The sequence below is a fragment of the Candidatus Phycosocius bacilliformis genome, from assembly GCF_003112735.1.
In the GTDB taxonomy this organism is placed as follows: domain Bacteria; phylum Pseudomonadota; class Alphaproteobacteria; order Caulobacterales; family Aquidulcibacteraceae; genus Aquidulcibacter; species Aquidulcibacter bacilliformis.
Window position 1 is genome coordinate 286,867 of record NZ_BFBR01000001.1, and the last position, 19,134, is coordinate 306,000.

15 protein-coding genes are annotated in these 19,134 nt (G+C 53.1%); 14 read left to right on the forward strand and 1 reads right to left on the reverse strand.

Going from position 1 to position 19,134, the window contains the following annotated elements; translation table 11 throughout:
- Positions 1-44: 44 nt before the first annotated feature.
- The 3 genes from PbB2_RS01490 to galE all read left to right on the forward strand — a co-directional run bounded on the left by PbB2_RS01490 (position 45) and on the right by galE (position 2,560).
- On the forward strand, positions 45-353 hold the full coding sequence (locus PbB2_RS01490; protein WP_108983510.1) for a hypothetical protein: 309 nt from the start codon (positions 45-47) through the stop codon (positions 351-353).
- A 24-nt stretch (positions 354-377) separates the two neighbouring features.
- Complete coding sequence (locus PbB2_RS01495; RefSeq protein WP_108983511.1) at positions 378-1,508, forward strand: GDSL-type esterase/lipase family protein; 1,131 nt, start codon at positions 378-380, stop codon at positions 1,506-1,508.
- A 65-nt stretch (positions 1,509-1,573) separates the two neighbouring features.
- The gene (gene galE / locus PbB2_RS01500; RefSeq protein WP_108983512.1) at positions 1,574-2,560 is read left to right on the forward strand and encodes a UDP-glucose 4-epimerase GalE; all 987 of its coding nucleotides are present in this window, start codon (positions 1,574-1,576) and stop codon (positions 2,558-2,560) included.
- Positions 2,561-3,932: 1,372 nt separating this feature from the next.
- On the opposite strand, the gene PbB2_RS01510 is transcribed toward galE, so the two are convergent.
- The gene (locus PbB2_RS01510) at positions 3,933-4,442 is read right to left on the reverse strand and encodes a transposase (RefSeq protein ID WP_338140621.1); all 510 of its coding nucleotides are present in this window, start codon (positions 4,440-4,442) and stop codon (positions 3,933-3,935) included.
- A gap of 617 nt (positions 4,443-5,059) precedes the next feature.
- On the opposite strand from PbB2_RS01510, the gene PbB2_RS01515 reads away from it, so the two are divergent.
- The 11 genes from PbB2_RS01515 (at position 5,060) to PbB2_RS01565 (ending at position 19,111) form a co-directional block, all read left to right on the forward strand.
- Entirely contained in the window at positions 5,060-6,121 is a 1,062-nt protein-coding gene (locus tag PbB2_RS01515) for a GHMP family kinase ATP-binding protein (protein WP_108983515.1), read from the forward strand.
- Positions 6,122-6,181: 60 nt separating this feature from the next.
- Positions 6,182-7,114, forward strand: a complete 933-nt coding sequence (locus tag PbB2_RS01520) for an NAD-dependent epimerase/dehydratase family protein (protein ID WP_108983516.1) — start codon at positions 6,182-6,184, stop codon at positions 7,112-7,114.
- 112 nt (positions 7,115-7,226) lie between these two features.
- Positions 7,227-8,492, forward strand: coding sequence for a class I SAM-dependent methyltransferase (locus PbB2_RS01525; protein WP_238164798.1), 1,266 nt, complete (start codon positions 7,227-7,229; stop codon positions 8,490-8,492).
- Between the two features lies 1 nt (position 8,493).
- Entirely contained in the window at positions 8,494-9,420 is a 927-nt protein-coding gene (locus tag PbB2_RS01530; protein ID WP_108983518.1) for an NAD-dependent epimerase/dehydratase family protein, read from the forward strand.
- Positions 9,413-10,357, forward strand: coding sequence for an NAD-dependent epimerase/dehydratase family protein (locus PbB2_RS01535; RefSeq protein WP_238164799.1), 945 nt, complete (start codon positions 9,413-9,415; stop codon positions 10,355-10,357). The genes PbB2_RS01530 and PbB2_RS01535 overlap by 8 nt, the downstream gene beginning before the upstream one ends.
- A gap of 164 nt (positions 10,358-10,521) precedes the next feature.
- A complete protein-coding gene (locus PbB2_RS01540; protein WP_192576102.1) occupies positions 10,522-11,301 on the forward strand; it encodes an ABC transporter permease in 780 nt (259 codons plus the stop codon).
- Positions 11,302-11,305: 4 nt separating this feature from the next.
- Positions 11,306-12,139 (forward strand): ABC transporter ATP-binding protein, encoded by an 834-nt coding sequence (locus PbB2_RS01545; RefSeq protein WP_108983520.1) that lies wholly within the window; start codon positions 11,306-11,308, stop codon positions 12,137-12,139.
- A 129-nt stretch (positions 12,140-12,268) separates the two neighbouring features.
- Positions 12,269-13,198, forward strand: a complete 930-nt coding sequence (locus PbB2_RS01550; protein WP_133245674.1) for a class I SAM-dependent methyltransferase — start codon at positions 12,269-12,271, stop codon at positions 13,196-13,198.
- A 202-nt stretch (positions 13,199-13,400) separates the two neighbouring features.
- On the forward strand, positions 13,401-14,636 hold the full coding sequence (locus PbB2_RS01555; RefSeq protein WP_108983522.1) for a DUF2793 domain-containing protein: 1,236 nt from the start codon (positions 13,401-13,403) through the stop codon (positions 14,634-14,636).
- A 156-nt stretch (positions 14,637-14,792) separates the two neighbouring features.
- Positions 14,793-16,064 (forward strand): glycosyltransferase family protein, encoded by a 1,272-nt coding sequence (locus tag PbB2_RS01560; protein WP_133245675.1) that lies wholly within the window; start codon positions 14,793-14,795, stop codon positions 16,062-16,064.
- A gap of 176 nt (positions 16,065-16,240) precedes the next feature.
- Positions 16,241-19,111: a glycosyltransferase gene (locus tag PbB2_RS01565; protein WP_108983524.1), complete on the forward strand. Its 2,871-nt coding sequence runs from the start codon at positions 16,241-16,243 to the stop codon at positions 19,109-19,111.
- Positions 19,112-19,134 lie beyond the last annotated feature (23 nt).

A 19,134-nucleotide genomic window follows, 5' to 3' on the forward strand; every position in this document is an offset into this window, starting at 1 on the left:
GCTCAGATTTTGGGTTTTGGCAGGACTGCGATAAGAGATTTGTCATGAGCATTGCAAAGCCACCCGGATTGGATGAGACCTTGGCCCGATTTAATGGTGCGCTATCGCGGCTGGAGACTGCGCTTGAAGCCTCAGTCCAGCGACTGGCAGATAGCCATCATAAGGCTGGTTATCTTGAGGGGCATGCCGCAGGAGTGCGCGAAGCCCATTCGACAAGCCGTCCAGATGCTGACCCAGCTGAATTGGAAGCAGCCCGCGTGCGCGAGGCCGATTTGTGTCGGGCTGTCGAAGAAGCTCGGGCCGCTCTCAAGGACGCCATGTTCGACATCAAGGCCGTTTTGGGCCCACTGTAATGAGGATATGAAGAGGCCACCATCATGCGCGCCATCGCCCTGAATGATCCAGCCCTTGTCATTCGCGGCGCGCTGGCGGTCGCGCAGTCACCGACCAGCTTGAAAACATGGCGGCTGCCAATTTGGACACAAGCTCAATCGCCTGATCCAACTGTTGATCTCATGGCCGGCATGACCAGCGGGGTGCGTTTGTGCTTTGTCACAGACGCAGACACCTTCACCCTTGATGTGCTGGAAACCGGCTTGCAATTGGCTGGAACGCCACGACGGCCCGTTACCTTCGATCTATATCTTGATGGCATTTTGAACCAGCAAGGCACCCTCCTTGCCGGCCATACCATTGTGGTGAAGCCTACCGGCCCGCGCTTTGAGGCTGGTAAAGCCTCTCAAATCCACTTCACCGGACTGGGTGCGCACATGAAGGTGGTGGAGCTGTGGTTACCCCAAACTGCGCAACTTGAAATCCTGGGGCTTTACGTCCCAGAGACCGCAACATTCGGCCCAACACCTTACGAAGGCAGATTGCGCTGGGCTCATTATGGCAGTTCGATCAGCCACGGCATGGAGGCAAGCGGTCCCTCAACCACTTGGCCCGCGGTGGCGGCACGCGCCTTGGGCTGCGACCTCACCAATCTGGGCCTCGCAGGGCAATGTCACCTCGACGGCTTTGTCGCCCGCGCGCTACGCGACGGGAAATTTGACGCCATCAGCCTGGAAGTGGGCATCAATATCATTGGGGCAGACACTATGCGCCGACGCGTCTTTGCCAGCGCGCTGCACAATTTTCTCGATATCTTGCGCGAAGCCCAGCCAGAGGTGCCAATCCTTGTCATCTCGCCCATCTATTGCCCGCTGATTGAAGACCGGCCGGGGCCGCTGGTGCGGGACAATCTGGCGACCTATGCCGCCGCAGATCGCCCACTGGGTGCTGCCGATGGCGCGCTGTCCCTGATGCAAGGCCGCAGCATCATTGCCGATCTGGTGGCCCGCCGCCAAAATGGGGGCGACACACAGCTTACCTATCTTGATGGGTTGGCTCTGTTTGGGGCAGAAGATGTTGCCGATATGCCCGATAATCTGCACCCCAATGCGGCCGGTCAGACGCGAATGGGCGATCGGTTCATCACGATTGGTTGGCCCGCCCTCTCCACCTAAGGCAGGATTGCCGCGTCAGGCCGCAGCGGTCTATAGCCAGACAGCCAAGGTGAGGAGTCGCGCAGATGGCCAATATTTTAATCACCGGAGGTGCCGGATACATTGGCAGCCACGCCGCTTGGGCCTGTGTCGATCATGGCCATGAGCTTGTGGTGGTGGATAATTTATCGACTGGTGTGGCTCGCAATGTTCCCCCTGCCGCGACATTGGTTGAAATGGATATTGCCGACACTGCCCGTTTTGGCAGCCTACTGAGAGATCACAAGATCGACGCCATCATGCATTTTGCCGGATCGATCGTGGTGCCCGAATCCGTTGTCAATCCCGGCCTCTATTATCACAACAACACTGTCAAAAGCCTTGGGCTCATCCAGGAAGCCGTGAAGGCGGGCACCAAAGCCTTCATCTTTTCCTCAACAGCAGCAGTCTATGCGCCAGGCCAGTTTGAGCCTTTGCGCGAAGATGCCACCAAGGCCCCATTGAGCCCATATGGGCAGTCCAAACTGATGACCGAAACCATGCTGGCCGACATGTCGGCAGCACACGGCCTATCCTATGGCGTGCTGCGCTACTTCAACGTGGCGGGGGCCGACCCGAAGGGTCGTACCGGACAGAGCACACCAAATGCGACCCATCTAATCAAAGTCGCCTGCCAAGTTGCAACCGGGCAGCGTGACCAGATGGAGGTATTCGGAGCAGATTATCCAACACCTGATGGCACATGCATCCGCGACTATATTCATGTCAGCGATCTGGCTGATGCCCATGTCTTGTTGGCGCAACACCTTCTAAGCGGCGGAGCCAATGTCACAGCCAATTGCGGCTATGGTAAGGGTGCATCGGTCAAAGAGGTGCTGGCCTCGCTCGAAAAGCAGCTGAACCACCCGATCAAGGCGATCATGTCGCCGCGCAGAGCCGGAGACGCCCCCTGCCTTGTCGCCAATTCGGCTCATCTTAAATCGCTTCTGCCCTGGAAACCAAAGTTCGAGAGCCTAGATGATATTGTGGCTGCAGCTTTGGCCTGGGAAAGACATCTGACGCTAACGAATTAATCCGCGGTTCCAAACTTGAGTGACAGAATTGTGGTGGCGCAAGAATTGTCGCATCCGCTATCTTTACAACTTATTGGTACCTACCGTGATGGCTCATACCAAGAGGTGCATAATTTATGCTCATAGTTAATCGGTAATCATGTGGGACTGATGTTAGGTATTTCGGATCGAGCATTTAAGGAGTAGCCAAGAAGGAATAGCCAAAATTGAGAATTTAGGTTCGAGAGATGATTTTCGCACAAAATACTCAAACCAAAAGCGACGGCTGGAATGAGCAATACTGCAAAGCGGTTTAGATTAGAAATATTTATCGGGCGTGGCCCAAGCACATTCACGGCGATTAGCTCTGATCTTCCATTTTCAAATTTAGGTATCGGAGGTGAGATTTCGTGGATTGGTGATTAGGGCCAATTGATAACTCGAAAAATCAAATCCCTTGATAATACTTTTTGGTTAGTGAGCGATGGCCTAGTTTATCAAAAGAAAGCAGTTGTTCTCGCTTAGGCTGTCCATGCAGCGTAGGGTTAATATGGGCGATTTAGGCTGGGCAAGGTGATGAGCTGGACACCCGCAAAAACCCCTTGCTTCTAAGGCCTTGGCCTGCTTCATTCAAGGCATTGGACGGAGCGTTTTGATGCACCCACGCAGCCTGCTTTCGGTGGCGGAGTACATGGATCGCCGTCCTTGCTCAGATGTTAGAATTTTAGCATGATCGAACGTTCGAAGTAGGATGCGATGAAGGCCCCCACGCGCGAAGACCACCGCGTATCGCAGCGCTTGTGACCCGCCATGCGCGCTATCAGTTGCTTCCTTAAAGCGCCGATTTTGAAAGGCTCTTAGGCAGTTGTGGCATATCAATCGAGCAACACAGTGCCGCCTGCCGGCTTCTTTGATCTGATCGGTCATGCTTGGGCTTTCATAGGTTTCATGGATGGTGAAGACCTAGGATCTGATATGGGCCAACACCACCATGTCATGGTGTTACCGCTGGCAAGGTTCACGACCTTGTTACGCATAAAACCCGCTCTCACTGACCTCTAATAACGCACAAGACCGCTTGATCGTCATGTAGGCCTTTTCCGCTTCAATGATCCTGAACTTCCTCTCATGGTGTCCCTCGCGGAAGAGGCGGCCGCTTTTTTGGAAAGTCGCGCTCTTGAGGCAATATCTCATCTTCTTTGCGAAGCCGGGCCAGTTCCTTGGCCGTGTCAGGATGTGGCCCTGACAGGAAATCAGCCTCCTGTTCCGCCCAAACCCACTTCCCACGCTTGGATGGCCCCACACCCAAAGCTGGACACCCGCAACAACCATCGTTTTGACGAAGTAATTGGTCGGGCTGCGGGGATTGGCTCGAGCGTTACGACTTGAAGGGTCAGATTGACGGTTTTTCGTTTATGTTTGTTGTCTTTTGAGTGCGTTCTGCAGATTTCAGGCGCACCCATCCCATTGCTGCGCGCCCTTGGTGGAAGATCAGGCGATCAAAGTTATAGGTCAAACTGGCCAGCGTGAGTTTGGCCTGGGCGCGTGCAAAGCCGATAGTCTGGATGAAGAGCCCGTAGCGGTTCTTCTGATGCGCGAAGACATGTTCGACCCTGGCGCGGATCGCGGACTTTGCGGCATTGGCGCGCGCCATATGCTCGGGCATCGGCTTACCCTTGGGCTTCCTGCGATGGACGCGGCTTTTGAGCATATTGGCCTTAAGCCATGCCTCGTTCTTGCTGCTGCAATAGGCGCTGCCTGCCCAGACATCGCCGGCGGTGTTGGCGGAGTCGATTACCCGCCGCAACTGGCGACCGCCGCCATCGGCTGCCGAGGTCACCATCGCCTTGCGGATGATCCCGAACCGCCGATCGATGCTGATATGCGACTTGTAGCCGAACACCGGCGTTGCAATCTGCGGCAGCGGCGTGGCGTCAGGGCGATAGCGGATCTTGCCCCCGATCTTAAGGGTCCAGCACACATCGACATCCTTCTGGTACGCCTTGTTGGGTTTGTCGCGGCAATTCTGCTTGGCCGACTTGCCTGCCTTGATGGCGGCCTTCTCTTCCTCGGCATTGCGCTGCTTGGGTGCAGGTACCAGCGTGGCATCGACGATCTAACCGCGCATCGCCACCCTTGGTTCTTTCTGTCATGGAGACGTTCATTAGCATTCTCGTAAGAAACCGCTTTCCAGTTTCTCGGGGCAAGTCCAGTCCAGTTCACAACCCTAATTTGGACTCCGAATGTGTTCGATGTTCTATCGAGCCTTTATCAACTTCCGGCCAGTGGCCGGGGTGTCTTGGAAGTGGCACCCTATTATGCTCGGCGGCGCTGCGCCGCCACTATTCAAGTTTCAGTCTCAATATTGTATAAATAGACTTAAATGTTGCTGGGCAGCCAATCGCTGCGACTCATCCCCAACAACCCGACTTCAGGCGCTGGATTTTGGCAGAGGATGTGGCTATTGGGACCACTTCGCCATCGGCAACGACCGTCCTTCGAAGATTATAGGAATAAACAATGCCCTACATGACACGAACACCATTACGGGTGAGCCTTTTTGGTGGCGGTACGGATTACCCAGATTACTTTAGGAATAACCCCGGTGGTGTTGTCGGAATGGCGATCGATAAGCATATCTTTATCGCGGCGACGAGGCTTCAAACACCGCTGGAACATAGATATCGTATCGCCTACTCCAAGCTCGAGTTGGTCGAAAATCTCAATAGTATTCAGCATCCAGTTGTTAGGTCCGTTCTTATGGACTACGGTGTCGAAGAGGCTCTGGACATCAGTATCTTGTCTGATCTTCCATCGAGCGGCGGGGGGCTTGGCTCTTCATCAGCCTTTACCGTGGGCTTCGTCAGCCTGATCCGTTCGATGGGCGGTCACCACCTAACAAAAATTGATTTGGCACGCGAGGCCATTCGGTTTGAGCGCGACGTTCTGCAGGAAAACGTCGGTGTGCAGGATCAATTGCATGCCGCTTTTGGCGGCCTAAACCGATTTGACTTTGACGGCGGTAGATTCCGTATTTCGCCAGTCCAACTAACCAGCCACACGATGGAAACTTTGAACTCGTCTTTGTTGCTGATTTATACCAACATTTCGCGTCGGGCCACGGATATCGTTGCGACACAATTGGAGGCGACCAAATCGAAGGCCATTGATAAGGACCTGCGTGAACTCTACGACATGGTGGGCGAATGTGTCTCCATTCTGGAGCATGGCGCACAAGTGGTCGAAACACTTGGCAAAATGCTCCATGAGAGCTGGTTGATCAAGCGCAATTTGACGTCAAAGGTCTCTAACGACGCGATTGATGACATCTATAGCAAAGCACGCCAAGCCGGAGCCTATGGTGGGAAACTCTGCGGCGCAGGTGGGGGTGGCTTTGTCTTGGTCGTTGCGCCGCCGTCGAGCCACGAAGCCATCATTCAGGCCGTTTCCCCACTCCAAGTCATTCCCATTTCAATCGACACGCAAGGCTCAACTGTATTGATGAGCCAACAGAGTCGACCTAATGAGGCAGAAGTCAAGCTATTTGCAGGCTCACAAAAGCCTCCCGCAATGCACAACTGAAACCGTCAATCTATCACGTCCGCGGCGCTTTGGTGGCCGCCCAAAGGAGCTTTTTACATCATGAAGGTACTTATCACCGGGGGCGCTGGCTATATCGGTTCAATCCTTGCACCAACTTTGCTTGAACAGGGTCATGAGGTTACAGTTTTGGATCGCTTCGATGGCCATGGCCACAGCTTGACCCAATGTTGCCAGTATGCAGGCTTCCAGCCAGTGAAGGGCGACGCCCGCGATCGCGCCACGCTGGCAGATTTGGCACCCAAGCACGATGTCATTATTCCTTTGGCAGCGCTCGTAGGAGCGCCGATCTGCAAACAAGACCCGATTGGGGCGACGAGCTTGAATTTGGAAGCTGTGCGGACCCTGCTTGAGGTAACGTCCAAGGATCAGATGTTTTTGTATCCCACAACAAACTCAGGCTATGGGATTGGTGCAGATGATGCTTATTGCACAGAAGAAAGCCCACTCAATCCAATTTCGCTCTATGGCACCACCAAAGTAGACGCTGAAAAGGCTGTTTTGGATAGCGGCCGCGGCATCACGTTCCGATTGGCGACTGTATTCGGCATCGCACCCAAGATGCGCATCGACCTACTTGTGAATGACTTCACCCTGCGGGCGGTACGCGATCGCTCAATCGTTCTATTTGAAGGGCATTTCCGGCGCAATTACATCCATATTCGCGATGTAACAAAAGGTTTCCTTCATGGCATGAACAATTATGAAGCCATGCGTGGTCAAGCCTATAATATGGGCCTTTCCAGCGCAAACCTGACCAAGCGCGAACTCTGCGAGAAAATTAAAGAACATGTTCCTGAATTCGAAATTTTCGAAAGCGAACATGGGAAAGACCCAGACAAGAGAAATTACCTGGTTTCTAACGACAAGCTTGAAGCAACAGGCTGGTCACCGGATTGGGATCTCGACCGGGGTATTCAAGAATTGATCAAGGGATACAAGATTCTGCGCGTCCAGAATTTTGCGAACGTTTAAGCGAAAGTCAGCGGGGCGGGTTGGGTTCAGCCGCAACGTTCAAGAAGCGCTTTCCAGCCATAAAGCAATCTAGCGGTCACGCGAGAGGCCGTGTTTAAAGGGACACTAGGGTATGAAAATTGGTGATACACTAGATATGAAATGTCGGTTTTGTGGCGCACACGAAGTCGAACTCTTCCTCGACCTTGGCGACCAGCCGCATTGCAATCGTCTGGTCCCACCAGAACTTGAGAGCGTGAAAGAACCTCATTTTCCACTCCGCGTAGGCTTTTGCCGCAGTTGTTCCGGCGTCCAGATCGATTACACAATTCCGAAAGAAAACATGTTTTCGGATTACCCCTATGTGTCGGGCACAACCAAAACACTGCCAGCACATTTTGCGGAAACCTCTGCCAGATTGGTTGAGCGCTATGGTGTGGCAAGGGGCGCACTCGTCGTCGACATAGGCTCGAATGACGGCACGTGGCTTAAGCAATATGCGCCATATGGCTTGCAGACTTTAGGTGTAGAACCTGCTTCCAATGTTGCTAAATTGGCCAATGAAGCCGGAATCAACACGTGGAATAAGTTCTTCAACGAAGAAACTGCCGCCGAAATTGTGGCTCAGCATGGGAAGGCCCAGCTGATCACCGCAGCGGGCGTCTTCTTCCATTTGGAAGAACTCCACAGTGTGTGTAGGGGCATCAAGAATCTGCTGAATGATGATGGCGTGTTTTGCGTCCAGGCCATTTATCTGGGCGGTATGATTGAAAACATCGCGTTCGACCAAGTCTACCACGAGCACTTGTGCTACTACACACTTAAATCTCTGAATTTCCTACTGAATCAACATGGCCTTGAAGTGTTCGACGTCAAGGTCGTTCCGATTCACGGTGGCTCTTTAGAGGCCCATGTGGGCCATATCGGTGCTCGCCAAATTTCCAACAGCGTCAACGAACTTGCCGCCGACGAAACCGCCAAAGGCCTCGGTAAAATCGAAACCTACCAAGCCTGGGCCAAGATGGTCTGGCAACTGAATCATGACCTCGTTGACGAACTCAAAAAATACAAAGCCGAAGGCCGGACCGTTTATTGCTATGGTGCCCCAGCAAAGGGTGCGACCTTGTTGAACTCGTTCAAGATCGGCTCTGACTTGGTGAGTTTGGCGGTTGAAAAATCTCCGCTGAAGTTTGGGAAAATGATCCCTGGTGTACGCATTCCAATCGTTGATGAGGCACAAGTCCCTCGCCCAGACGCTTACCTTGTGCTGTCGTGGAACTTCATCGACGAGTTTCTCATCAAAGAGGCCGACTATTTGAGATCGGGTGGCGAGTTCATCGTGCCAGTTCCAAAGTTGCGGGTCTATTCGGCAAACGACATCGCAAACATCGAAGCCTAATATGCAAATCATCCTGTTTGGTGCATCGGGATTTATTGGCCGAAACCTAGTCCAGCGCTGGCGAGACGAGGATAAGACGGTTATTGCGGTCAACCAAACGGGCCAGGCTGTTGAAGGTGCAGCGCAGACTTTCTCAATAGATCGGCTGCGCGACCTCAACTTTGATCCCGTCAAAACGATTGCCGTTCATGTTGCGGCATATCGCTATGACTCATCGCGGTTTGAGCTTAAGCAAAGCGACATTTTTGTCCAAAATGTCGCCCTCAATAACAAGGTCTATCAGTTCTGCGCGGAGCGGGGCTTAGCTGAACTCAGAATGGCGAGTTCAGTTGCGGTTTACCCCGCACACCTCCCCATTATGGATGATGCGAATCCGATAGACCTGAATGCGGCACCCCATGCTGGTGAGGGTTTCTATGCTTGGTCCAAGCGCACCGCCGAGATCATGTCTTACTGGTATGAAAAGCAATATGGACTCCATACACTTGGCTTCAGGTTTTCAAACCCATATGGCCCATTTGATAGCGTGGATCCGAATCGGGCCCATGTTGCACCAGCCTTTGTGATGAAAGCGCTGGATGATAACCCTGTTTTCCCGATCCGCGGTGATCCAGCCGTAGAACGTGACTTTGTTTATGTTGGAGATGTGGTGGAGGCGTTTGACAGAAGTTTGGCAGAGCGCGGCCGCACCGATTATTATAATCTATGCAGTGGCGGAACGACGACTTTACTCAATTTGGCCCAAAGAATCATGAAGGTCGCGCAAATAGAAAAGCCGATTGAATCAGGGGCTCCAGGCGCGTTTGGACCAACAATTCGGAAGTCTACCAATCTTCGTATTATGAAGGATTTTGGCATGGAATTTAGTTCCCTAGAAGTGGGTATGGCCCCGACAATTGCTTGGTACCGCGAGAATTTTCGTGTTTAGCACCGCGCTCGTTGTCGGTTCGGACGGATTCTTAGGTCGGAATCTTGTCACCCATTTAGAGGCACGCAATGTGGCCGTGTTTCGTATTGGCCGTGATAAGGGTGACCTGAGTCTGCCTGGCGTTGCCGAGGCAGCGTTTGCAGCCGTCCCGAAAGTGGAGAAAATCTTCCACACAGTGACGCGGCAGCGGACCGGTCCCTCGCAATTCAAATTGCAGGCAGAGTTGATGCGCATCAACACGCTCCTGCACCTGAATATTCTTGAAGCATGGCAACAAAGCCAGCCACAGGCCAAAATGATTTCGATGGGTTCTTCGTGCACTTATCCAGAAAGCGATAGCCCGCTTAACGAATCCATGTTTGGTGGTGGCGGTGCCCATCCCTCCGTCTACGGATATGCTCACGGTAAGCTTACCATCGCGACCGGAAGCCAAGCCTATGGGCAACAATATGGGTTGAAATGGCTTCACTGCGTCTTGGCAACCATGTTTGGTCCCCATGACAATAAGGCTGAGGATCGAAGCCATTTTATGGGGGCAATGATCGAGCGCGCCGTGAGAGAAAAGGCGCAGAATTTGCCGAAATTCACAGTCTGGGGCAATCACGAAACTGTCCGTGAGGTGCTCTATGTCGACGACCAGATCGAGGCGATTCTGGCGGCCGACTCAGCTTTCGAAAACCAGGTCCTTAATGTAGCAGCCAATACGCCTGTCACCGTTAAGCAAAGCGCCGAAGCCATCCTTAAGGCGTTGGCGTGGGACGTCCCCATTTCCTCGCCTGAAGGAAGCTTCCAAGGCACGCATTATAAAATGTTAGACTCAAGTTCTTTCTTAAATACAACAGGTTGGACTCCTAAAATTCCGCTGATAGACGGTGTAAAAAGACTCTTGACGTGCGAATATGCATCCGCAAACACAGGCCATAAGATGCCATTGTGAGATCGATTTTTTGAGCAAGTGCGGATGGTGAGCCCCGGGGTTGAGGTCTATGACCAACGCAGTTAGAAGACCGGAAGATACGGCGGTCTAGGGTGGTGGGGGGCAGTCAGATAAGTTAGATCTGATGGTCGTAGTACACAGAAGGGCCAGCAAAAAGAGTTATGATGAACGAAGCACTGAATGATATCCGCGAGGGTGCCTTAAATTGGCGGGCATGGGGCGTATTGGCCACCGATGATCTGCAAGCACGCTATCGTCGCACAGTTTTAGGTCCGTTCTGGGTGACCATTGCCCATGCGTTTTTTGTTGCTGGCTATGCTTATTGGTCCTCGGCCGTCCTCAAACAGCCTTTGGCGGAAGCGTTTTTGTATGTGGCTGCAGGCTTAACCGTTTGGGCATTCATCGCGTCATCTTTGTGTGAAGCACCAGGTATTTTTCCGCGAACAGCAGGATTTATCACTTCTTATGACTTACCAATCTCGCTTCAGATATTCCGAGTTGTCTTGGGGCAAGTTCTGACGCTTGGCCATAATTTTGTTGTCTATCTGGCAGCACTTGCCTTCGTGGGAACTTGGCCGGGCATGGTGGCCTTTATGGCAATCCCCGGACTGATTGTTGTCAGCCTTGCCTGTGTCAGTTGGTCTTTCTTCCTGTCGATCCTAGGCGCACGCTATCGCGACGTCGGCCCGCTCTTGAACAGCGTCGTGGGCATGTTGATGATCATGACGCCCGTGTTCTGGCGGAAAGCCGACATTGGTTCAGCCACTTGGCTGGCGGAGGCCAATCCAATTTACCACCTCATTGAGCTGATCCGAGCCCCCCTATTGGGTAACATGCCCACGGCGGTAAATTGGGCAGCATCTTTGACGGTGGTTGCCGTCTGCACCGTCATTTCCTTGGTCGCTTTTGTAAGACAGCGCCGCAACATTACCTATTGGTTGTAAGCCCATGACCTCAAGCCTTATTTTGGACAGAGCAGCCGTCAGCTATCCTGTATTCACGGCAAGTCGGCACCAGTCGGTCTTAACAGCGGCAGCTGGTCTTTTGTCGTTTGGCAAAGTTCGTCGCGACGTCGAAGGCATAAAGGTCGTCGATGCCATCCGTGGCATATCCCTAAACCTAAGTGAGGGTGCGCGTGTTGGCCTGATTGGCCGCAATGGTTCCGGGAAGTCGACGTTGTTGCGACTTTTGGCAGGCATTCACCTGCCGACACGGGGCAAGCGGACAGTGAAGGGTAGAATTTCTACCGTGTTGTCGCACATAGCTGGTTTGGACGCCGAAAAGAGTGGGCGCGAAAATGTAGCCTTCATTTGCCGGATATTTGGCTTGAGCAGCGCGCAGTCGTCAAACATCATAAATGAGATCGAGACGTTTGTAGAGCTCGGCGAATTTTTCGATATGCCATTGCGGACCTATTCAGCGGGCATGCAAGTTCGTATCAGTTTTGCTTTGGCAACGACCATGCCAGGCGAAATTTTGCTGATCGATGAAGTGCTGGCCGCCGGGGATGCGCATTTCATGACCCGCGCGGCTGAACGCCTCCAAAAGCGAGCGGCGGAAGCTCGGATCATGGTGCTTGCCACCCATTCGCCAACCCAATTATTTGAGTTCTGCGACTTAGCTATCTGGCTTGATTCCGGTGAGATCGTGGCATGTGGCAAACCTGAAGAAGTCTGGGCGCAATATGCTGCGGCAGGTGAGGAGATTCCGCCACCTTTGAAACGAGCTGTCGTTACGTGGCCTAGCCCCTCTGCAGTACGGCAAGAAAGAAAAGTTGGCTAGGCGCGATTCCCCTGGTGTGTCTCAGCGTTTGGATTGAAACGCCGACCAGCCGAATTTGAATCAAATCGGTTCGCTATTCAGCTCGGCGGCACCATGTTAAAGTGAAGAAGAAAATTGAGGGTGGGACACTTGTCGGAGACTCAATCCCAAGGCACTGAGTCACTTCTGCAAAGCCTGCAGGACCAGCTCAATCGTATGGAAGCGCAGCTGGGTGAGCTTTACGCCCAGCGCCTACCGGATCGTGAAGCCATCATTCACCAAGTGAATTATACCAACCACAATCTATATCTTCACTTACGCGAGGCAATGCGGGTAAGGGAGCTCTATTATCGTGATACGATGATGATTTTGGACCGTCTCGCGCATTGGATACCCAAAACCAACGTGACCTTCCAAGCTGAGCGATCTGTGGCCTATGATACAGATGACCACAAAATCCCATGGGGCACGGCACAAGACAATACACGTTCACCACGATTTGTTGCGCGTTGTGAGGAGCTATTCAACCGTCCGCTAACCTATATGGACCTTGGTTGCTCGGGCGGTGGACTGGCGTTGGATTTCACACTGCGCGGCCATCGTGGGTTTGGCGTTGAAGGAAGCGACTATTCAAAGAAGGCCCAACGCGCCGAATGGCGCCTTTTAAGAGACTCCCTTTTCACGGCAGACATCACACGTCCATTTCATCTCAAAAACCAAGATCAGTCGCATGTGTTGTGTGATGTTATCAGCGCGTGGGAAGTCATGGAACATATTGCGGATGAGGACTTGCCGGGCTTATTTGAAAATGTGCGCGCCCATCTGAAGCCCGATGGCATTTTTGTTGGGTCCATCGCGCTTGGGCCAGATGACGACCCGGTCACCGGTGCGCGCTATCATCGAACCGTGCAGCCCTACGAATGGTGGGAAGCACGTTACCGCGAGCTTGGCTTTGCCTTCACCAGCGATCACCCATTTGAGTTCAGAGATTTCTGTCGTGGCACTTCAAACGGCCCAATTGATCCTGATTATAGTGTTGACCCTTCAGCAGGATTTCACTTTGTCGCACGGTTGGTTTAGAGCCCAGTCCTCCAGCAGAAATGCCAAACAGTTTTACCGGCCAATTGCACCACAAGTGAGCCAGAAGGTTTATCCTAGTTTTTCTTAAGCACTTGCTGAAGATAGCTTGGGAAGTTATGAGTGCGCCCAGTTCACCCCAATCTATCCCCCCATGAAAGCCTCCGTCTTAACGTAAGCCCCGTAACCCTGAGGAAACCTACGGATGACGGATACGACTGCACATTTGGAACTGCCATACCTTTTGGCGTCGCAGGCTGACAAACATGTAACCATGAATGAAGCCTTGAACCGGATCGACGCTGTCACGCAAGCCGCCGTCATCAGTCGCACGATGAAGATTGAGCCCAATGATCCGGCTGTGGGGGATAGCTATCTCTTGCCAAGTGGTAAAACAGGCACACACTGGCAGGGCATGATGGATGGGGCTTTGGCTGTCTTTGATGCAGGCGGCTGGATGCAGGTGACGCCGCGCGACGGTTGGCAAGTCTATGTTCAGGACGAAGCTGACTTTTGTCACCATCAATCGGGCCAGTGGTACCTTCGCGATGGCCGGCCCCCCAACCTCTTGATCAATGGCGCCTTTCAAATCTGGCAACGCGGTTTGACCTTTGCCGCCCCGGCAAATGGCGATTATCTCTGCGACCGTTGGTTTGTGCGCAGCCTTACTGGCACGGTTACAAAATCCTCTGACGGGCCGGGCCCGGGCCTATCAGCCCTAGAACTGACCCATGCCAATGGAGCCATTGCGCAACGCATTGAGTCCGCAACGCTCAGCGCGTTTGCCCCGAGATTGGGGGTGCGCGTCTTGGCAAAATCCATCACCGGTGCCGCAAGTCTCACGCTGAAGCTGAGGCGCGCGCTGGCTCGCGATGATTTTGCCAATACTGAATTGGTTGCAAGCAAAACATTCGCACTCAGCTCCAATCAATGGACGACGCTCGAATGGCATGATATCGAGCTACCACCACAAGGTGCGTTGGGTCTTGAGCTGGAAATTGCTTTCCAAGGCGCGGTGGCTGGCGGGCGACTTGCATGTGCGCAAGCCCATTTTAGAGGCTTGCCGAGCGGATTTAAGGTCACTCCAGACTATCTCGAATTTCGGGCTTGCGAGCGCTATTTCGAAAAAAGTGGCGCACCCGATACATTGATCGGGCCTTTTGTGATCAATGGCGGGCAATCCTTTGGCTCTGTCCACCCATCGGGCGCACTGCGTGTGCTTGTACCGTTTCGCACTCAAAAGCTCAAACCGCCAGTCATCAAGACTTTTGCCTCAAATGGGACCGCTGGACGGATAACCTATTATGATGGAAACTGGCGAGATACCGGCCAATTATCGGTCGTAGTCCCGACACCATCTGTCAATGGCTTCTATTGTGGACACAATATACCTGGCTCCATCGAGACCCAGTTTGGCTGGACTGCTGAGGCGGAATTATAGTCTATCGCGGCATGTTGGTCTGGATAGGGGACAATCCTGAGGCGTGGGCTTTGCCCTAGCCCTTGTTTTATCACTCTATCTTCTCGGCAAGCTCTGAAACTGCTGGTAAGAGTGAGTCGGTGCCGCTTAGCATGCCTCAAGCCTTTGGATATGATCGTGAAGCCTCGCCTCTTTTTGGTAGACCCCTATTTGAGGAGCGGGCTTGGGCATACGGCAGACCTCGCACGGCTCTATCTTGATTTGGCAGAAGGAGATGGCCTAGCGCCTGTGATCGTCCTGCCGGCAGGTTCGCAGATGCGCGATGCATTTGGCGACTATCGTGTCGACATGCTAGCCCCTGATCCCGGCGAAGCGATACGCCCACCCGATCATCCTAACACCAGCAGGCACACCGATCGGCTGCCCCACTTCCTGCGCACGGCGATCCGCCGTGTGTCTCGGCATTGGTTTGGCGATAGGGCCCACGAAAATTTTTTGATCGAGCAATCAACCCAATTGTCGGATAAGGTGCAAGATTGGTTTGCCACAATCGACTTTCATCCCCGTGACCATCTGTTTTTCCCAACCCTATCCTGGGCCGAAGCCATGCGAGTGGCAGAGGCCTTCGAAGCACATCTGAGGCGGCGGCCGGTTGTTGATGTGCAATGCAGCCTGATGTTGCGTTTTGATCCGCCACGATACAGCAAGGGCCGCCGGTTTATGGCGCGCAAGGCACCTTTTAGCCCACAGATCCACTTTGTAAGCGACACGCGTCAATTGGCCGAAGCCTACTCGACGATCCTCAACAAGAAAGTGTCGCAAATCTTGATCCCGATCGAACCGACCCTTGTAAGTGGGGAGACGTCGCAGGCCAAAAGAAGACCAGCACGCATCGCTTTTCTAGGTGAATCGCGGACAGAGAAACGTTTTGACAAGCTTCCCGAGATCATTGAAGCGTTTCGCAGCCTGAAAACTCAAGAGCCCGTGCAATTCTATGTGCAACATGCACCCGTTGCTTCCCAAGATCAGGCAAAGTTAGCGAAGGTCGCCGACCGCCTGCGCGCGATGCAGGATGATGATCTGGTTGTTGTCAGCGGCACGCATTCAACCGAGGAATTCATAGCCCTCCTCAAGTCTGCCAGCGTTGTTCTGGCACCTTATCGTGTGGCAAATTACCGAAGGCGTTCATCTGGGCTGGTGATTGGCGCACTCGCGGCGGGTGCAGTTGTGGTCGCCGAAGCTGGGCGGTCTTGGCTTAGTAGCTCTATAGACAAGGACGAGCAGACCAAGAGGCTGTCGCTGTTCCACGGCGGTTCAGCGAAACAAATTGCACGGGCCATAGCAAAGGCCCTTCAGTTGAAAGACGAAATCCATACGGGATATCAATTTCCTCCTCAGCCCAAGCCTTGGCCCGAGCCTGGAATTATGCCACCCACAAGTGACCTTTGACAAAATTTCCAAATCCACTCGACCTGAACCCCTTCCATCAGCCTCAACATGTGCACCGCATCCTCTCCCGAACTCCGATGGCTTGGTGCTGGCAAAATCTGAGGCACCGGGCTATCAGGACATAGGCCGGTCAATAGAATGGACAGACTCGGCTCCGCCCAGTTCAGGAACTTTAAATGCACATATTGCTGATTTGCGCCGGGCAGACATACAAAGCGGTAAGTGAAGCATTTTTATACGCATTGCGCTTGCGTGAAGACCCCGAGATAGAGCTGACCATTGTATCCAATGGTATAAAGCTGGCGCTTGAGTTATTCCCCGATTTCAAGCGAACACAGACCAAACTCATATCGGCTGAGCTGGATAATCCTTTTGCGTTAGGCCCGCCCTATCGAGCCGGCTCCTGCGTTGCGATGGCCAAGCGAAATGCGGCACGCATTGCTGCAGCTGTTGCCAACTGTAAATTTGATAGGGTGGAGGTTTTAGACACCTGTTTGGTGGGCCCGTATCTCCAACCAGCCCTCAATTTCTATCAGGTTGGCTGGAAGCACCTTGTGCTTGCCTTGAAAGGTGGGCAATCATCATCGAGCCATCGCCTGCCTGAAAACGCGCAAAAAGAGCTTGAGTCTCTTCTGAACCAACAATTAGGGGCAGCTGACCATTATTATTCACTCGACCCTGCCATCCGCGACGAAACGCATCGTGGCAAGACGATCTCTTGGATTGACCCTTGGTCCCAATTGCCCAGGCAGGCACAAAACCTCCGAAACCATGGCGCACACAAACCCGACGTCCCTGTAACCATTCACCTTCACGACCCAATGGATCCGGTCTCGTTTGAGGCGATTAGATGGCTGCCAGTACCTAAATCCGCGCGCGATCGACCACACTTTCGAACGACCTTCATATGTGAGGATCAGAGCCCATCTCGAAGTCAAATCGAACAGCAGGCCGCCTCACGCGACCTGAGCATCGAAGAAGTCCCTGCATCACCGTTTGAAGATGCGGTAAATGGCCTCAAATCAAACAGCCTTGTTCTCGCAACAAGGCATCTCGCGTCCATTGAATTGACCTTGCTCAATTATGTGGCGGCCGGTGTACCGGTCTTGCTGGCAAAAGGATCCCCAACGGCTGATTTTCTTTGCAGGTCAAAAATTGGACATCTGATTGACGTTTTCGACCCAGCTCACGCAGAAGATTGTGCCGATGCCCTTGTTTCCATTTTAGAGAATTGGGAAAGCAAGAAACAAAATGCCGCGGAGGCAGCAAGTCTCGTCGTCCAGGGATTGAAGCCAGGCTCCCCCCTCGCCTACGATCGTAAAATCCAATCGGAAGCCCCAAGCGATCCGGCCGCAGAAGCGCGTGAAGCGTTTGAGCACTATGCCCGCCTCGAGGCCAACTGGTTGCATGTCCTCAAGAAACAGGCGCGCCATTTTATCATGCGGCTGCCGCCGGAGGCACAAGTGCGCAAAATAGCCCGTAAGGCGCGTTCGATCTTGGCACCAAAATCCCGGCGGCCCCAATTTGAAACCTATCTCACAAGGCTTGGTGCGATCGGTGAGAACAATCTGCATGAGTTTGATCGAAGCCTTCTTCGAAGCGACGGCGATCTGGGATACGCTAAAGGCCGTTGCAAGGTTTGGGCGGAGTTGGCACGGCTGGAGCGCGCTTGTGGCAACCGTTTGACGGCTGCTGCCTATGATATTCGCATTATGCGGGCTGCGCATGCAGATCCCTATGGGCGTTTATCCCTCGTCCAAGGTGAATTGTCGGCAGCCAACCTCGGTCATATCGCAAAATCGCTCCCGCTCCTTGTTTCACAGCAACCCCATGACGCTTTAGAAGACCTGGTGCCACCTATTGATCCTAAGCAAGAGGACACGAACCCCGCGAGCTTTCAGATTTTCGATGACCGAATTGGAGACATCCGAAAAGTGGGGATTATTGTATCGCTCTATAAAGTTAGCCAAGATCGGCTCTTGTCATTTATCAAATTGCTTGGACGACAAACCCTTGTGCGCCGAGGGCAAGTCGAACTGATCCTGGTGGATGCAGGCGACAGCGCGGGTTCGCGCGACTTGGTTCAAGCACTGGATCAACAACTCGCCACGGGCCTAGTCTATGCTAAATCCGCGTGCCGTGTGACGATTCAAGCCGCTTGGAATGAAGGCATAAAGCTCGCGCGGGCACCCTATCTGTGTTTCCTCGGTGTGGACGAAGCGCTCTATCCGACCGCCCTTGAGGAGCTTAGTCAGAAGCTGGACCAGTCACCGTCTCTCGACTGGGTTATGGCATCTAGCCTCGTTACCGAAGTCAATGAAAAAGGCCAACTCATTCAGGACAAGACATTTTTTTACCGTGGCGACATCTCTGCCGATACGACCTATCTTGAAACCTGCAGTGTCTCATGGGTTGGCGGGATGTATCGGCGCGCGATACATGACCGCGTCGGCTATTACGACGGCCGTTTTTATGCTGCCGGTGACACCGAGTTCAAAATGAGGACCTTAGGAGCCCTAAATGTTGGCTTTGTCCCGAAAACTCTCGGCGTCTTCCGTGACTATCCTGAAGCGCGCGCGAGCGGCGGCGTACTCGCAGAGCTTGAAGATACTTTGGCATGGTACGCCTATCGTTCATTGGGCGGCGCAAGCTTTACTTTTAGGAATGTTTCAAATGCACGACTTGAACATTTGATACATCAATGCGGCGGTTACCGAAAATGCTATAGCCAGAGCATAAGCACGGATGTCAATCTGGGCTTTGTGCTCTGCAATCTGCTCGCCTTGCGGCAATCAGACATGCCTGGACTGCCCAAGTTAAAAGACTTCTTCCACAAGCGGATGCTCGAGTTTCGCGACTATGACTTTGGCGGCCGTTTCGAACCCCATGCGGAAAGCCAATTACCGAATGCCTCACGGCTTTCTAGCATCAACAAGCAGTTCAAAGATCTCACAGGTGTCGAAGGACAATTCTTTGGTCTGAATGACAACCGATACGAACAGCACAACTGGATTTGGCCAGCGGGCACCGAACCAAAGCCTTTTTAACTCTGTTGTGGAGAGCTAATTGT

Bases quoted from the DNA above. Each gene is read 5' to 3' on its own strand.
- PbB2_RS01515 (WP_108983515.1), top strand. From the start codon at position 5,060: ATGCCCTACATGACACGAACACCATTACGGGTGAGCCTTTTTGGTGGC.
- PbB2_RS01565 (WP_108983524.1), top strand. From the start codon at position 16,241: ATGCACATATTGCTGATTTGCGCCGGGCAGACATACAAAGCGGTAAGT.
- PbB2_RS01555 (WP_108983522.1), top strand. From the start codon at position 13,401: ATGACGGATACGACTGCACATTTGGAACTGCCATACCTTTTGGCGTCG.
- PbB2_RS01520 (WP_108983516.1), top strand. From the start codon at position 6,182: ATGAAGGTACTTATCACCGGGGGCGCTGGCTATATCGGTTCAATCCTT.
- PbB2_RS01540 (WP_192576102.1), top strand. From the start codon at position 10,522: ATGAACGAAGCACTGAATGATATCCGCGAGGGTGCCTTAAATTGGCGG.
- PbB2_RS01490 (WP_108983510.1), top strand. From the start codon at position 45: ATGAGCATTGCAAAGCCACCCGGATTGGATGAGACCTTGGCCCGATTT.
- PbB2_RS01525 (WP_238164798.1), top strand. From the start codon at position 7,227: ATGAAAATTGGTGATACACTAGATATGAAATGTCGGTTTTGTGGCGCA.
- PbB2_RS01530 (WP_108983518.1), top strand. From the start codon at position 8,494: ATGCAAATCATCCTGTTTGGTGCATCGGGATTTATTGGCCGAAACCTA.
- PbB2_RS01495 (WP_108983511.1), top strand. From the start codon at position 378: ATGCGCGCCATCGCCCTGAATGATCCAGCCCTTGTCATTCGCGGCGCG.
- galE (WP_108983512.1), top strand. From the start codon at position 1,574: ATGGCCAATATTTTAATCACCGGAGGTGCCGGATACATTGGCAGCCAC.
- PbB2_RS01545 (WP_108983520.1), top strand. From the start codon at position 11,306: ATGACCTCAAGCCTTATTTTGGACAGAGCAGCCGTCAGCTATCCTGTA.